Here is a 15,822-nt window from a genome sequence, read left to right as displayed (position 1 = left end):
CTTTTCCTTCATAGTTTTTGCTTAAGATCTATCCTGTCACCAACACCCTTAAAAGGAAACAGGATGAAAAACTTACTAAACCTGGCCCGTGCCAGTATCTTCATGGCTGCATTAGGTGCCAGCCTGCTCGCCCACGCCCAACCTCCAGGCGGCGATCAGAAAAAGCCGCCTGAAGCGGGCAAAGATGACAGGCCACCCCGCGAACCGCCACCGCAAGCCTATGAAGATTGCAAAGGCAAGAAAGAGGGCGCTGTCGTGCAAATCACCACACCGCGCGAAGGCAAGATTTCTGCCACTTGCACCACATCACCCAAAGGCCTGTTTGCCCGCCCCGAACATCCACCTCGCCCACCGGAAGGCAAGGACAATAATCCACCGCCCAAGAAATAATTTGTCACAATAAAATTTTTCTTTGCATAGATAATTTCCATGCACGCAGGATTGCCAGAGTAGAATTTCCCATTCTGGCAATCCTGCGTGCGATGGAATCAACATGAGTGAAGAAAAATTAGTTCCCGTTTTTATCCCGGCACTGGTCGCGATTCTGGTCAATGCTGAAGACAAGAAAGGCAGTCCTTTAACGTATGAGCAAGTGATAAAAATTCGAGACAATGCCAGCGCCATGATGATGGAAAAACCCCATGCTGACGCACTTGCCGAATCTCGCGGCTATGATGATATCGATCCAGAAAATTGCTGGTATGACTGGCAAATGTGCAGAAGAGAAATGGGCCGCAAGCCCGATCTCGACCCCGGCGCAAAAATCTCCATGACTAACTCAAATGATGCAAGCATGCAGCAAGCTTTTGCAGATGCCCGGCAATCATTGCCACACTTCCGCAAACTTATCGACAGCAATACTGCTGCAGAATTCTTTCCCCTGATCAAAACCAAATTCGCGCTTGCCAATGGCAATATGTATGTGTGGTTGAGAGTAGTTGAAAGCAGCGATACAGGCTTCACAGGCGAGTTATTTGAAGTACCCGCAGAACTACGTGATCATGAAATTGGCGACACTTTCAGTGTCGAAAATGCAGCAATCATAGACTGGATGATTAATCACGATGGCGCCATGCATGGCGGCTATACCATCAGGGTACACAGGGCAACGCTGGATGCAGAAGAACAAGCAAAGCTGGATACGCATTTGGGTGTCGTCCATTATCTGTGAAAACCATAATTCACTTCACGAGCAAGACTGGACAAACAGTTTCACCATCTGCTATTGAGAATAGGTCCTTTGAAAGCTTGTTGCGTGCGATTAGTGCAACGTAATCGCACGCATGTCTAGTCCACAAATACTACTGGCCCTCTTAAAATCATGCTTGCGAATATGCGTGGCTATTCGCAGCTACGCATGTAGAAAAATTGAAAAATCAATACCGAAACTATTGTTGAAACAAAGTTTGAATTCCGTCATTCCAGGTATACGTATCTAAGATCCAGCCTTTAGGTGTTTTATAGTAATAGAACGTCCATACAATTACGTGGAGCTCTCGCTTTTCGATGTATTGGTGTCGTATGATCGAATCGCCCATGTTGGTTTCCTTAATCAATTCATAGCCAACTGGCGCGCCATACCGTGAATCGTTTTTTTTCCGCTGTGATAGTGACTCAAGAGAACTGGTCAATATTTCCTTGCTTGGAATAGACATAAATTGTTCAATCACTTTAAAGGCATTTGCAGCGTCGCCCTTTGCAAGTTGCACCATGATTTTTTCAGATAACGGCTTAAGTTCGGCTTTTGATTTTAGTGTGTCGGCTTGGACAGAAAACGTCGCCAACAATATATAAATTCCGATAAGGGAACGAATCATATTTTCCTTGATACTCGTGAGTTGAATTGAGTGCATTATGCCTGCGTAGGTGCGATTAGTGCAACGTAATCGCACGCACACCCGAGGCTGAAAAATATCAATAACTACCTTAAAATGAAGCGTGCGAATACGCAAGGCTATACACCCCTAAGTGGTACATGCTGTGGATACCTCAAATAGTAATTATCAAACTCCGCTACTTCACGCAAAACGAAACCATGGCGAAGGTAAAAACGATTGGCATCACTGTCACGCAAGGCGCCAACGTGGATGATCTTCCCCAGTGTGTCAGCTTCTGCCAGTACTAGCTCCATAGTTGCACTGCCCAGACCACGTTGCTGGAAATCCGGGTGCAGGTAAAAGTGGTCAAGCAAGAGATCCTTGTCCTGCGGACGCAGCACTAAAAACCCGGCAAGTAATCCATCTTGCTTGATTAACCTGGTGTACTCCGCTGTGAAATTTTGCAGGAGCCGTTGCCGCGCCCTTTCTGCATCAAAGCGCCCTACGCGCTCAAGACTTGGGCGCATGGCGAGGGCGCGCAGTTCAGCCAGATGCGCCGCATCGTCCAGCGTGCCAGGTTCAAGTTTTAAATTCATATCAGGCTCACATTAATTGATATCACGAACAACTCTGCGCAAGAATTTTCGCCATGTGGATAAACGCATTTTTATCCACTTTAGGCACATCCCATTTACCATCCACAGGCACGCGGCGCTGGTGGGCGATCACCATATCCAGCCTGGGGATAAGCAGCAAATATTGCCCATGCAAACCCCAGGCCATATAGCCTCCGTGCAGCGGTGATTCGCCGGGTTCTTCCAGTACCCACCACATATAGCCATATGCGACATGGCGTGCTGCGGTGCTGGCCGGGTGCATGTCGGATGACGGGGTGAAAACACTGGTCGTTAAACGCATCCAGTCTGCTGGTATCAATTGCCTGCCATTCCAGTTGCCTTCATGCAAGGCCAGCAAACCTATGCGTGCCATGTCCCTGGTGGACAAGAGAAAGTGGTAGGGCAGGTGTATGGATTTACTGCTGTCGCCAAATTTCTTTTGCGCGCTGAGTTTGTAGTCCTGTAATTGCAGGCTTTGTGCGATGTCTTCATCAAAGAGTTGATAGACACTTTTGTGGGTGGCGTTTTCCAGTATGGTGCCAGCGACATTGAAGTCCCAGTTGTTATACAAAAAATAGCTGCCTGGCGTTTGTGAACCACGTGCCGGTGCATTTGCCAGGTCGTCACCACTGTTGGCTGCAGCATGGAAAACACCTGAGCGTGCCGTCAACAGGTCGCGCACCCTGGCCTGTTTTTCTGTGGATGAGAGACCACCGACATCATCGATATTTGCGGCCTCCAGGGTCTGGTTCAAATCGACTGCGCCATTGGCAACGTATTTGCCATACAGCATGGACAAGATGCTTTTGCGTTGAGACTCTATGATGCCCGGCACATCGGTACGGCCATAGCTATACAAAACACGGCCACCTCTGATGGCCAATAAAGCCGTAGTGGCCTGCTTTTGCGCGTAGCTATCCAGCTCGGCCTGTCCCTTTTTGCATTCGGCACTAGTCGTGGCAACGCTGTCCCATTCCGTGCCAGGGAAAACTGTGGCGGCATTGCCCGTCAGTGCAAAACTCGTCAGCAGCAAGGTCAGTAATTTGATTTTGTATGTAGCCATGGATACCCTTTCGCATCAGCATAGTCTACCTGACCTGAATACAATGACTTGGTTCCCCGATTCTTCTATTGTGGATATTCCATGAAGGTGCTGACCAGCGCCCTGGTCGCCAGCCCGTAAGCCTTGCCTATCTCCTGCAAGGCCCTGTCCATGGCTTTGGCCGTGGCGATGTCAGCCAGCCAGTTGTGTTCTTTTTTCAAGCTGTCCATGGCAGGTACATCAGCCACTGCATCCGGCAGCAATTGCAAACCATACCGCGTATTCACAGCCTGCATGCTACTGGCATAGGTTTTCACTTGCGAGCGGTAGGTGCGCGACCAGGCATCGGCATACAGGGCCAGGGCGATGTCATTGACGCCATCGCTGAGTGGCAGGGCGATTTCTTCATGCGACCAGAAGCGCAGCCAGTTGCTGGCGATGGTGGTGATATGGGCAGCACTCAGGCGAAATTGCTGGCTATCGTGCGTGGATAAGTAGTTTCTTATCCCCAGCTCATTTGCCAGGGTAGTGGCACGCTCGTGGCCTGCAAACGCTGCGACCAGAGCCAGCGATGCAGGCAAAGATGCCGTCACCCCGGTCGTGGTGATGATCTTGCCATCGGCCAGGTAGCGTTGATTGCGCACCCAGGTCGTGGTTGGGAATTGTTTTTGCAAACCATCCATGGAATACCAGAAACCAACAGCGCGGTGCTTGTCGAGCAAACCCGCATGCGCCAGAACCCACACGCCATCGCAGATGCCGACGATCACTGCGCCCCTGGCAGACTGTGCCTTGACCCAGTTTTGCAAGACTGCTGCCTGCACATTGTGCACAGCCGGTACGATGACATAATCAGCCCCCTGTGGATAAGTCTGGTCAAATTCTGCCATGCTTGCCTGTGCCTGCATTTTCAGTGCCGGATACAGGTTCACCACGCCGCTGCCCGTCGCCACTGAAAAGACCTGCGCCACACCTGAAGCCTTGAGTACCGCATAAGGCACGACAAAATCCGTCAGCTCGGTCATTTCATTATCCACTACCACGGCAATGACAGGCTTGTCGCGGCCAAAACGTGGCTGATAGGCAGGTAAAGGCGCGGACAAGGTATCAGCAGAAGTCAGGGAAAAGCTCAAGGTCAGTAACAGGAACAACAAGATTTTTGTTTTCATCAGTACACCGGGGATTTATCCACAGGCACACTATAATCATCAACATCTTGGCTGAAATGCCAATTTTGTCGCAAATTCTGCCATGAATAACAATACTCGCACCACAGTCTTCATCACTCTGAATGGCGTACAAAGCCTGGACCTGAGTGGCCCCATGGAAGTATTTGCTGTCGCCAATCAACACAGACCGCACGGCATGCCGGCCTATCACCTGATCGTTGCCAGCCCACAGGGCGGCAGTATCACTACTAACGCCGGGCTGGAAATACATGGGGTATGCGCACTCAGGGATTTGCCCACAGAGATCGATACCATCATCGTCACCGGCGGCAGTGAAGCTGCGATGCGGGAGGCTGCTGCTGAAAATATCCTGCTGCCCTGGCTGCAGGCACGCAGTAAAAACACCCGCCGCATCGCCAGCGTCTGTACCGGCGCACTGGTACTGGCCGCTGCTGGCTTGCTGAATGGCCGCCGTGCCACTACGCACTGGAATAGCTGCGCGCTGCTGCAAAAACTGTTCCCAGAGGTGAAACTGGATGCCGACGCCATCTTCACCGCCGACGGCCCCATCTATACTTCAGCAGGTGTGACCGCAGGCATAGACCTCTGCCTGTCCCTGCTGGAAGCCGACGGCGGCCCGGCCCTTAGTCTGGCAGTTGCGCGTGAACTGGTACTGTATATGCGCCGCGCCGGTGGACAATCACAATACAGCCACACCCTGCAAACCCAAATCTCATCACAAACCCAGGCCAGCCCGCGCCTGCAGCAATTGCTCAGCGATATCCTCGCCCAGCCCACTGGCGACCTGCGCACCCCGGCACTTGCCGCCCGCGTGTGCATGAGCGAACGTACTTTCTCACGTATCTTCCAGCAAGAAACCGGCAGCACTCCGGCCCGCTTTGTAGAAGCCGCCCGTCTGGAGTTTGCCAAGAATTTGTTGGTCACTACCACTTGGCCACTAGCAAGAATTGCAGATCGGTCTGGCTATAACAGTCTGGATACATTGCATCGCAGTTTCATGAAACATCTGGGGATTACGCCAGGGTTTTTCAGGGAGAGGTTTGGGGGTTTGGGTTGAGAACAGATAATGAATACGTGGCCAAGTGTTACAAATGAAGTCAGGCAGCGATCGCATTGACGTTGCTGTTGGGTTTTGCTTTGGGGTTGCAGTTGCTTTTGATTTTCCGCAGTTCCCATGTGTAGGCGCCGTTTGTGCGGTACAGAAAATGGATTAAGAAGAGCCGCTGTCTGAGCGAAGCGAGTTTCGGATCTTCCCATTTTTTGTACTGCACAAACGGGAACCCCTTTAGGGGCGACTACGCCTGGGTCGCCTTTCTTTGAATACGTTCTTTGGCGACGCAAAGAAAGTATTTCGGCCGCCGGGCCGAGACCCGGCTTGTGTCCACGGAGGATAACCGCTTTAATAACGACTCAAGTAGGCAACGAACGCCGCTGGGCTCCAGCCCTGTGGTTTCCAGCTTTCACAGCGACGAATACGTGCTTGATAAGCCCAGTGTTGGGCTGATAAAGCGTAGCCTAGCGAGGCCCGGCCCAACCTACGCGACGAACTTATGATTGCCGTTTATCGAAAGAACCCCATCCTCATCCCAACCTTCCCCACCGCGCCGCTTGCAAGCGGCTTAGAGATGCGTGGCAAAAATTCAAATCGACATATCCCGCAACATCCTCGAAGCCTCCCGGTTCGCCAGCAACACACTCCCATCGCGCATATGCAAACGCAATTGCGATTGCTCATCGGCCTTCATGGACTCGACAAAATCCAGGTTCACCAGCAGCGAACGGTGTATGCGTATGAAGCGCGCCGGGTCCAGCCGGGTTTCCAGTTCGGTGATGCCCAGCCTGACCAGATGCGTCCTGTCACCGACGATGATGGCGGTGTATTTTGCATCGGCCTTGAGGTAGGCGATGTCATTCACATTGACCGGGAAGATATGGCCCCGGTCGCGCACGAGGATGCGTTCCAGCCGGCTGGTTTCACGGCCAGCAGCCAGGTTCAGCGCGTGCTCCATGGCTTGCATGGATGGTGGCGCATCCAGCAAACGATCTACGGCGGCATCAAAACGCTCACGTGTGAAAGGCTTGAGCAGGTAATCAACTGCATGCAGTTCAAAGGCAGTAACGGCATACTGGTCATACGCTGTGGTGAAGACGATTTCGGGTAAATGGCTGAGGCGGCGCAAGACTTCCAGGCCAGTCATCTCGGGCATTTGTATGTCCATGAAAACCACGTCAGGTTTTAGCAAATTGATTTGCGTGAGGGCAGTGACGCCATCGGCAGCTTCACCGATGAGGCTAAGTTCTGGTCTGTCGCTGACGGCATCACGCAAGACTTCGCGGGCCAGTGGTTCGTCTTCTGCGATAAAGGCGGTTTTTATTTTGCTCATGATGTAGTCCAACCAAGCGTCACAACGAAGAGATAGGTATCGTCAAGCATATTTCAAAACCCTGTCCAGGTGCAGTATTGATGGTGAAACTGGCACGCCCGCCATATTCAAGGTGCAGGCGGCGCTCTACGGTTTTCACGCCTATGCCGCTGGAAGCCTGCACTTCTGCCAGGTCTGCTCCGGGGCCATCATCGCGGATGGTAATTTCCAGTTCGCCATGCAGGGCCTTGAGCCTGGTCTTGATGAGCAAGTTGCCAGGCTGGGCGCGCGGGTTGAAGGCATGTTTGATACTGTTTTCTACCAGCGGTTGCACGCTCAGCGCTGGCAGACCAAATCCGCCCGCCATTTCATCAAGCTGCCAGTTGACGTTTAACCTGTGTCCCAGGCGCAAGGCTTCCAGGTTCAGGTAATCACGCACGAAATTCAATTCTTCTTCAAGGGCGACATGAGTGGTACCGTTTTTCTCGCTATCGAGCACATAGCGCAGCATGTCGGAAAAGCGGAATAGCGCGGCCTCAGCCGCCTTGCCATCCTTGCGCATGAGGGCAATGATGGAATGCAAAGTGTTGAACAGGAAGTGGGGATTGAGTTTATTGCGCAAGCTGGCCAGCTCCGCCACCACCAGCAAACCCTGGGCCTGGGTCGCGGCCAGTGCCTGCATGCGGCGTGCCTCGCTGGAACGCACTGAATGAAAAATAGCGGCAACTACGCCATACATCATCAGGCTGTACAGGAAGGGCCAGATATAGGCACTCAGGGGGCGGACTTCTTCTACCTCTCTGACATGCACTATCATTTGCATGAAACCACTGACCAGATAATGCCAGAAAAAACCGAATACCACGGACAACAGGATATGGATGAACACGATACTGACAGGCCGCAAACCCTTGCGTTCTATCAGGCCAGTCAGGGGCCAGATAAAAGCCAGGGTCACGGCCGCTGGCAAAGTATTGATTTCGGAATACAGCGCCAGCTGCAAATCGAATTGCCCTTTGGACAGGCCATCAATCTGTATCGCAAACGCGATCAGTATGGAATATGCTATCCATGCCAAAGTATAAAAAAGCCACATGCGGCGCATTACCTATCCTTTCCACAATCCACAAATCTGAGCCATGCATGCAGTATCCGGCAATTCTTGCCGGACAGCTACGGTGATGACACCAAATGAGGAATTAGGGAACTTAGTTGCAAAGCTTGCGCCACTGATTAATCCTTTTCAATCCCTTCAATCTTTCTCGCGCTCCCAGTATTCCAGCGTCGCCGCCTTGTCATAGCCTTCACCAGCCAGCACCACACTGATACGGTTGCTATCAGGATAAACAATCACATCATGGGGATTACGCTCGCCTATGACCAGATAACGACATACTGCATCGGTGTGATTGAACAGACTGTGGCCCACCTTTTGCCCGGCCGGGAATACCATGTAATCCCCCGCCTTCATGACATAAGTCTGCTCGCCCATACGCAGGGTCAGGCTGCCGTCCAGCATCATCAATTGTTCTTCTTCCAGATAATGATAATGGTTGGGGCAGGCAAGTTTACCGGGAGCCAGTTCTTCCAGGCTCACGCCTACATGCTGGCAGCCGCCATATTGGCCTAGCTGGCGATAACGTGAACCAAAACTCTGGCCGTGGGAATATTCATCCCAGGGTACATCCTCCACCGCAAACGGACGGGTTACCCCGTCTTCAGTGAGTGCGATGGCTTTTCTTTTCTCTGTCATATCTGCTTCCTTAGGAATATCAGGTGGCTATGCGTGATCCGGCTGGTCTGCGTCTATTTTTCCCATCTCCAGCAAGACTTCATGGGCGGAACGGTAGGCATCGATGGCCAGCGGCATGCCGCAATACACGCTGGCATGTAATAGTACTTCTTGTATTTCTTTCATGCTTGCGCCGTTATTAACAGCGCCGCGTACATGACCCTTGATCTCGTGTGCACGTCCCAGGGCTGTCAGCATCGAGAGCGTGATCAGGCTGCGGGTTTTTAAATCCAGGCCATTACGGCACCAGACCGTGCCCCAGGCATTACGAGTGACAAATTCCTGCAGGGGTGCAGTAAAGGCATCAGTATTGCTGAATGCCTTTTCCACAAAGGCATCACCCATGACTTGTTTGCGTATGTGCAGGCCATCTTGAAACTGCTGATCTGTTTGCGAATCTGTTTGCTTATCCATTGCTATATGGGCTCCATATGGTTTTCTGTAAAGGCATGCTAGCCAGAACAGCGGAAGGGGTCAAAACGGCAATGCAATTTGTTGTTTTTAGGTAGCAATGCTGTTTTCAAGGGAAAATATGTTAATTTGGAAACTTGTTTGAGGGCAGACTTGTTTTAAGTACATACTCCCGTTACAGTTCATTACAGAAAACCCGGTATCTTTACCTAAGCCAAGATTTATTTGCGCTGCACAAGGCTTATGATGGATATTAGCGCAAGCTGCTTATGCAGCATCGGCAACAACTTATCCTGCAAGACAGGCAAGGCAGCACCATGAAACTTCTGAATCTGAAGACGGCAATATCGGCAGCGACATCCCTGGCTTTCGCCTTGGGCTTAAGTGCGCCAGCGCTGGCGCTGGAAACCGGCAAACCGGCACCGGAATTTACTGCTCAGGGCAGCAAGGGCAATATACAACTGGCTGATTATCGCGGCAAAGTCGTCTATCTGGATTTCTGGGCTTCCTGGTGCGGGCCTTGCAAGCAATCCTTTCCCTGGATGAATGCGCTGCAAAGCAAATACGGTGCGCAAGGTTTGCAGGTAGTAGCTATCAATCTGGATACCAAACAGGAAGATGCGCTGGAATTTTTAAAAGCCACTCCTGGCAATTTTCATATAGCCTATGACCCTAAGGGCCTTATGCCTCGCCAGTATGAAATCAAGGGCATGCCCAGCAGCATATTGATAGACAGGGATGGCAAGATACTGTCGCAGCATGCGGGCTTTAATGAAGCCAGCAAGGCTAAAATCGAACAGGCCATCGTGGCAAGTCTGGGGAGTAAATGATGAAACAATGTGGCAACTTCAAACATCTGCATAAACTGACCCTGCTTGCTCTGCTCGGCCTGGTGCTGTCATGCACAGCCTGCGGCAATATGCAGTTGGTGCAAGCCGTACAGCCTTGGGAAAAAGGCAAGCTGGCCAAGAAGGAAATGACCTTCGACCACGACGTGCTGGAAAACAAATTTGCCGAACATACTTATTCCAGCAAGGAATCTGCCTTTGGTGGCAGCGGTGTTGGCGGTGGCGGTTGTGGTTGCAATTAAAGAATAAAATTGAAGCATGAAATTGAAGAACAAGCTTGGATAAGACTCAGGAAAAAAGCATGAAACCAGTCACTTCCAGAACACCTGACAATCTGGCAACTACTTTGCTGGCAGCCGCGCTGGCCCTGCCCATGATGCAGGCTGCCCATGCAGAATCGGCACCAGACAAGGGTGTTATCAGCCTGAAATTACTTGACTATAAAGACAGCCAGCCTGGTGAGGACCGCGTCAAGGTGCAGGCCAGTGCGCTCAAGATCATGGCACCGCTGTCGGATGAATGGTCAGTCGGTGCGACTTATGTGACGGACAGTATTTCTGGTGCCTCGCCAGCCTTCCATAGCTATGGCCTGGTCAAGCTCAGGGACTTTCGCAGGGCACTGGATGCTGAAGTCACCCGTTATTTCTCCCACCATACCCTGACCCTGGGTGCCAGCACATCGAGCGAATCAGATTATATTTCGCGCGGCATGTCGCTACAGGGCAGCCAGTTCAGTGAAGACAAAAATACTACCTGGACTGCAGGCCTGGGTTTTGCCAATGATACTGTCAGCGCCTCCACCGGCAAGGTCAGGGGTGAAAACAAACAGGTGACCGATGCCTTGCTGGGCCTGACCCAGGTCATGAGCATGAATGATATTGTGCAGATCAACCTTGGCCTGGCCCATGCCAAAGGTTATTTGTCTGATCCCTACAAGGCTTTTGACAAGCGCCCGGATGAGCGCAATAGCTACACCTTATTAACTCGCTGGAACCACCATTTTGATGCCACAGGTGGCAGTGCGCGCGTCAGCTACCGCTATTTTGGCGATAGCTGGAAGATCAGGTCGCATACCTTCAACCTGGAATATACCCAGCCGTTTGGACAGGGCTGGAGTGTGACGCCGATACTGCGCTTTTACAGCCAGAGCGCTGCCAGTTTTTACGTAGATGCACAGCCAGATATTTATCCGTTTGCCCCCAACCCGCCAGATGGTGCGCAGAATTATTCCGAAGACCAGAGAGTCTCGGCCTATGGCGCACGTACTGTCGGTATCAAGCTGGCCAAGCAGATCAATGAAGACTGGCAGGTCGATGTGAAATTTGAGCAATACCAGCAGCGCGCTTCATACCGTTTGTTTGGCAGTGGCAGCACTGGCTTATTGCCATTTGATGCCAAGACCATACAAGTCGGACTGTCGCGCCAGTTTTAGTTATTGAATTTAGTTATTGAGTTCAGGTTTTTATGCAGATTTACCGCATCCCTTTCAAGGCCATGGCCAGTAGCTGTGAAGTCGTGATCGTTGATACCGATGAACAGCTGATGTTTGCCAAGGCACAGGAGGCGATTGCAGAAGTAAGAAGGATAGAAGTCAAGTATTCGCGTTATCGGCCAGACAGCATAGTCTCGCGCATCAATAGCCAGGCCGGGGGTGATGCAGTGGCCTGTGATGAAGAAACCGTGGCCTTGTTTGATTATGCCCAGGCCCTGCACCAGGCCAGTGATGGCTTGTTCGACATCACGGCAGGCATCTTGCGCCAGGCATGGGATTTCAAGAGCCAGCGGGTGCCGGCAACAGATGAATTGCAGTCCTTGTGCCAGCGTATAGGCTGGACAAAGGTGGAGCGCACAAGTAACAAACTCAGATTGCCGCTGGCAGGTATGGAAATCGATTTTGGTGGCTTTGGCAAGGAATATGCGGCAGACCGGGCCGCAGCAGTGTTGCAGGCTGCCGGTGTGACGCATGGCTATGTCAATCTGGGTGGCGATATACGGGTACTTGGCCCCAAACCAGACGAGCAAGCCTGGGTCATGGGCATACAAGACCCGCGCGAGCAGGACAAGATCGCTGCCAGCATCCCTTTGACGACAGGAGCGCTGGCCACCAGTGGTGATTATGAAAGATATTTTGAAGTGGGCGGGCAACGTTATTGCCATATCCTGAATCCACATACCGGCATGCCGGTCAGCCACTGGCGCAGCATCAGCGTGCTGGCGCCATTGGCGGCGCTGGCTGGCAGTTGCACTACGATAGGCATGTTGAAAGAAGCAGATGCACTGGCGTATTTGCAGAAAACCGGATTACGTTTTCTGGCAATTGATCAACAGGGCAAAGTACACACTCAGGCTACTGCCTGAACAGAGCATTTAAGGGGTATTTATCATGGCAACAATAGTTGGCGACGACGGCAACAACACCTGGACCGTTATTAATCCTTCGACCTTTACGCTAGATGGCAAGGGAGGTATAGACACGCTCAATCTTGGTACTTCGCTGCGTTCGGAGTACAAGATCACGCTGGCAGCGGATGGTTCCGTTCATGTCGATACTCTCTCTGGCGCCAGCGGTGAGTTGCATGCGACGCTGCTCAACATGGAAAGGCTGGTCTTCAATAACGGCAAGGATGTGCTGGATTTGCTGAGTTTCTTTGGCGATACCACACCGCCTACAGTCATCAGCTTTAGCCCAGCCACACTGGCAACCAGTGTCGCAACCAATAGCGACATCGTGCTGACCTTCAGTGAGACCGTCACTGCTGGCAGTGGCACCATCAGCCTCATGAATGCCGATGGCAGCGTGGTGGCCAACTACAACATCGCACAAAGCAGCAATGTCACGGTCAACGGCAATACTGTCACCATCAACCCGACCAATGACTTGAATAATGGCAGCACTTACAAACTGTCCATTCCTTCTGGTGCGATCAAGGATGTTGCGGGTAATAACTTCATCGGTACCAGTACTTATTCTTTCACCACGGTGGCCAAGGTTGTGCCAGGCGGCATTGTAGGCACGGCAGGCAGTGACACCCTGACAGGTACCGCAGGCAATGACAGTTTCAACGGCCTGGCCGGAAATGACATCATCAATGGCGGCGCTGGCCTGGATATAGCGCTTTATGCAGGCAAACGTGCTGACTTTAACGTTACCGCCTCAGGTACGAATTTTACCGTGCAGGATAAAACCGGGGCCGAGGGTACAGATACTGTCAATCAGGTAGAACGTTTACAGTTTGCCGACATGTCGGTAGCGCTGGATATCAATAGCACGGCTGGCGTGGCTTACCGCATTTACCAGGCCGCCTTCAACCGCACGCCGGATCTGGCCGGGCTGGGTTACTGGATAGGGCAGATGGATAAGGGATCAACCCTCAACCAGGTTGCCGCCAGCTTTGTCATTTCGGCCGAGTTCAAGCAATTGTATGGGGCGAATATCTCTGACAATGCCTTCCTGACTGCCCTGTACAGCAATGTGCTGCACCGGACGCCAGACCAGGCAGGCTTTGATTACTGGAATGGGCAGGTCAGCAAGGGTATGACACGGGCCGACATACTCGCCAGCTTTAGTGAGAGTACAGAAAATCAGGTGCAGGTGATCGCCAAAATACAGAACGGCATAGACTTTATTCCGTTTGGCTGACTTGCTGACTTTCAAAACGGATGCTGCAGGCCTGCAGCATCCGTCCTTGTGGATAAGCCGGTATTTACCCCTGCGTTACCTCTGCGCTTACCTTTTCTTTTTACCTCTTATAAACAGCCTCAATATCCGCAGCAAAATGCGCCAGCAAATTATTGCGCTTGAGCTTCAGGGTAGGGGTGATCAGGGTATTTTCCACTGTCCAGGGTTCCAGCGTCAAAATAGCGGCCCGCGGCTGCGCGTAGTAGGGAAAATTCTTCGTCAGCGCCTTGATACGCTGCACGACAGCTTTTTGCGCCTGCGGTGATTTCAGGCTGGCGGCATCATCCGGGTTCAGGCCCAGCGAGCTGGACAGCTCCAGCCAATACGCACGACTCAGCACAACAGCGCAGGCAATAAACGGTGAATTCTCACCAAATGCATATGCCTGCTCAAACACCACGTCATTCATGATCGCCAGTTCCAGATCAACCGGAGCGATTTTTTCACCTGTAGACGTGACGATGATTTCTTTCACACGTCCCAAAATACGCACGCGGCCATCGACGATAGAAGCCTGGTCACCAGTACGCAGCCAGCCATCGATAAAGGTCTTGACTGTGTCTTCTTCCCGTTTCCAGTAACCGCGCATGACATTCGGGCCACGTACCTGTAATTCTGCATTCTCGCCTATGCGTACTTCCACATTTTCGACAGCGCGGCCAACGGTGGCAGGGTCATTATCATCTGGTGCGTTAAAGGAAACCACAGGCGCAGTCTCGGTCATGCCATAACCCTGTACGATGGGTATGCCCAGGCCCAGGAAGCATTGTGAAATCGTCTGCGACAAGGCCGCACCACCGCTGACGGCAACCCGTAAGCGGCCACCAAACTGGTTCTTGAGCTTGCTGGCAATCAGCGGTTCCAGCACCAGCCAGCGCAGGCCATCCAGCAAGGCTGTCATTCCGTCACCCTTGAGCAAGCCCTGTTCACGGCTGAAACGACGCCAGCCCGTGGCAATCGCCAGATTGAACAAATTCGCCTGGAGTTTTGATGCCGACAGCTTGGTCTGGATCACGCCATATACACGTTCATAAATACGCGGCACAGAAATCAAGATTGTCGGCCGTACTTCCAGCAAGTCTTGCGGCAATTGCTTGACCGAGCGCGAGAAGGCAACGCAGGCACCCGCCGCCACTGGCAGGTAATAACCGGCAGTGCGCTCAAAGGTATGCGACAAGGGCAGGAAGGATAAAAACACATCGCTGATGACAGGAGAAACCCTGTGGACAACTGCCTTGACGTTAGACACCACGTTGGTATGCGTCAGCATGACACCCTTGGGTTTGCCTGTCGTGCCCGAGGTGTAGACCAGGGCTGCCAGGTCATCGGCTGCCGGACCTTTTACAGGGGCTTGCAGATGCGCTGCGCTGGCCAGCCATTCATCGATTTGCATGACAGGGACACTGGCTGGCAGGGCTGCAGCCTCCAGCAGCTTTTCCAACACCACCACCTGGCGCAAGGCGGGCAATTCCAGACCTGCACTGGCAATATCTTTCCATTGCCGGTCAGTCGCGGCGATTAAAAATGCAGCATCGCTATCACTGAGGATATAGGCAATACTGGCCGGGTTATCCAGCGCATGCATGGGCACGGGCACAAAGCCGCAAGCCTGCACAGCCTGGTCCATGCAAACTGCATGCAAGCCATTTGGCAGCAGTATGGCGACGCGTGAACCGTGTTCCAGCGCCAGCGGTGACAAAGCTTTGATGAAGCCCTGCATGCGTTCTTGCGTCTGTTGCCACGAATAAGATATCCACTGCCCTTTTAGCTCGTCAAATTGCCGGTAGGCTTCTGCATCAGGAGTTTGTGCTACCCGCCAGGCAAATAATTCTGCCAGGGTTTGCACTGTGGATAAGTCTGGGGATATGGTTGTTTGCGCAGAGGTAGACATGAAATGCTGAAGAAATTGAATATCAAGCGGCAAGTCTCCACCGGACCCGGAGAAAACTTTTAATTTTTCGAAATTAAACGAAAATGCCTGCTAAAAGCGTCATTATGCAACATATTGGGAAAGGGATTATTGCGGGAGCACAAAAGGCCGGATTCAAATCTACGTCGCCAAT

Annotated in this window: 17 protein-coding genes; 8 read left to right on the top strand and 9 right to left on the bottom strand. The window is 52.1% G+C overall.

Going from position 1 to position 15,822, the window contains the following annotated elements:
• Window positions 1-63: 63 nt before the first annotated feature.
• On the top strand, window positions 64-390 hold the full coding sequence (locus ACO0LD_RS12735; protein ID WP_423007272.1) for a hypothetical protein: 327 nt from the start codon (window positions 64-66) through the stop codon (window positions 388-390).
• Window positions 391-493: 103 nt separating this feature from the next.
• Window positions 494-1,171 carry a DUF2314 domain-containing protein gene (locus ACO0LD_RS12730; protein WP_423007270.1) on the top strand — a complete coding sequence of 226 codons (678 nt, stop codon included), beginning with the start codon at window positions 494-496 and terminating at the stop codon, window positions 1,169-1,171.
• A 217-nt stretch (window positions 1,172-1,388) separates the two neighbouring features.
• On the opposite strand, the gene ACO0LD_RS12725 is transcribed toward ACO0LD_RS12730, so the two are convergent.
• From ACO0LD_RS12725 to ACO0LD_RS12710, 4 genes are all read right to left on the bottom strand, one after another.
• Window positions 1,389-1,817, bottom strand: a complete 429-nt coding sequence (locus ACO0LD_RS12725) for a hypothetical protein (RefSeq protein ID WP_423007269.1) — start codon at window positions 1,815-1,817, stop codon at window positions 1,389-1,391.
• A gap of 137 nt (window positions 1,818-1,954) precedes the next feature.
• Window positions 1,955-2,413 (bottom strand): GNAT family N-acetyltransferase, encoded by a 459-nt coding sequence (locus ACO0LD_RS12720; protein WP_423007267.1) that lies wholly within the window; start codon window positions 2,411-2,413, stop codon window positions 1,955-1,957.
• A 22-nt stretch (window positions 2,414-2,435) separates the two neighbouring features.
• Window positions 2,436-3,497, bottom strand: a complete 1,062-nt coding sequence (locus ACO0LD_RS12715; RefSeq protein ID WP_423007266.1) for a serine hydrolase domain-containing protein — start codon at window positions 3,495-3,497, stop codon at window positions 2,436-2,438.
• Between the two features lie 65 nt (window positions 3,498-3,562).
• Window positions 3,563-4,645: a DJ-1/PfpI family protein gene (locus ACO0LD_RS12710; protein WP_423007264.1), complete on the bottom strand. Its 1,083-nt coding sequence runs from the start codon at window positions 4,643-4,645 to the stop codon at window positions 3,563-3,565.
• A gap of 82 nt (window positions 4,646-4,727) precedes the next feature.
• Between ACO0LD_RS12710 and ACO0LD_RS12705 the strand changes: the two genes are divergently transcribed.
• Window positions 4,728-5,723: a GlxA family transcriptional regulator gene (locus tag ACO0LD_RS12705; protein ID WP_423007262.1), complete on the top strand. Its 996-nt coding sequence runs from the start codon at window positions 4,728-4,730 to the stop codon at window positions 5,721-5,723.
• A gap of 583 nt (window positions 5,724-6,306) precedes the next feature.
• Here ACO0LD_RS12705 and ACO0LD_RS12700 read toward each other — a convergent pair.
• The 4 genes from ACO0LD_RS12700 to ACO0LD_RS12685 form a co-directional block, all read right to left on the bottom strand.
• Entirely contained in the window at window positions 6,307-7,050 is a 744-nt protein-coding gene (locus tag ACO0LD_RS12700) for a LytR/AlgR family response regulator transcription factor (RefSeq protein WP_423007260.1), read from the bottom strand.
• Window positions 7,051-7,069: 19 nt separating this feature from the next.
• A complete protein-coding gene (locus ACO0LD_RS12695) occupies window positions 7,070-8,125 on the bottom strand; it encodes a sensor histidine kinase (protein WP_423007258.1) in 1,056 nt (351 codons plus the stop codon).
• Between the two features lie 156 nt (window positions 8,126-8,281).
• Window positions 8,282-8,782 carry a cupin domain-containing protein gene (locus tag ACO0LD_RS12690; protein ID WP_423007256.1) on the bottom strand — a complete coding sequence of 167 codons (501 nt, stop codon included), beginning with the start codon at window positions 8,780-8,782 and terminating at the stop codon, window positions 8,282-8,284.
• Between the two features lie 27 nt (window positions 8,783-8,809).
• A complete protein-coding gene (locus ACO0LD_RS12685) occupies window positions 8,810-9,235 on the bottom strand; it encodes a carboxymuconolactone decarboxylase family protein (protein ID WP_423007254.1) in 426 nt (141 codons plus the stop codon).
• A gap of 314 nt (window positions 9,236-9,549) precedes the next feature.
• Here ACO0LD_RS12685 and ACO0LD_RS12680 point away from each other — a divergent pair, with 314 nt between their 5' ends.
• The 5 genes from ACO0LD_RS12680 to ACO0LD_RS12660 are packed head-to-tail and all read left to right on the top strand — an operon-like array spanning window position 9,550 to window position 13,720.
• Window positions 9,550-10,062 (top strand): TlpA family protein disulfide reductase, encoded by a 513-nt coding sequence (locus tag ACO0LD_RS12680; RefSeq protein ID WP_423007253.1) that lies wholly within the window; start codon window positions 9,550-9,552, stop codon window positions 10,060-10,062.
• Complete coding sequence (locus tag ACO0LD_RS12675) at window positions 10,059-10,322, top strand: DUF4266 domain-containing protein (protein WP_423007251.1); 264 nt, start codon at window positions 10,059-10,061, stop codon at window positions 10,320-10,322. The genes ACO0LD_RS12680 and ACO0LD_RS12675 overlap by 4 nt, the downstream gene beginning before the upstream one ends.
• A gap of 59 nt (window positions 10,323-10,381) precedes the next feature.
• The gene (locus ACO0LD_RS12670) at window positions 10,382-11,512 is read left to right on the top strand and encodes a DUF3570 domain-containing protein (protein ID WP_423007249.1); all 1,131 of its coding nucleotides are present in this window, start codon (window positions 10,382-10,384) and stop codon (window positions 11,510-11,512) included.
• Between the two features lie 32 nt (window positions 11,513-11,544).
• A complete protein-coding gene (locus ACO0LD_RS12665) occupies window positions 11,545-12,438 on the top strand; it encodes an FAD:protein FMN transferase (RefSeq protein ID WP_423007247.1) in 894 nt (297 codons plus the stop codon).
• 25 nt (window positions 12,439-12,463) lie between these two features.
• The gene (locus tag ACO0LD_RS12660) at window positions 12,464-13,720 is read left to right on the top strand and encodes a DUF4214 domain-containing protein (RefSeq protein ID WP_423007245.1); all 1,257 of its coding nucleotides are present in this window, start codon (window positions 12,464-12,466) and stop codon (window positions 13,718-13,720) included.
• A gap of 100 nt (window positions 13,721-13,820) precedes the next feature.
• Here the strand turns inward: ACO0LD_RS12660 and ACO0LD_RS12655 are convergent, their stop codons facing one another.
• The gene (locus ACO0LD_RS12655) at window positions 13,821-15,650 is read right to left on the bottom strand and encodes an AMP-dependent synthetase/ligase (protein ID WP_423007243.1); all 1,830 of its coding nucleotides are present in this window, start codon (window positions 15,648-15,650) and stop codon (window positions 13,821-13,823) included.
• Between the last annotated feature and the right edge of the window lie 172 nt (window positions 15,651-15,822).

Source organism: Undibacterium sp. Ji83W, assembly GCF_049340385.1.
Classification (GTDB): Bacteria; Pseudomonadota; Gammaproteobacteria; order Burkholderiales; family Burkholderiaceae_D; genus Undibacterium.
This window is presented reverse-complemented; position numbering and strand designations above follow the sequence as displayed.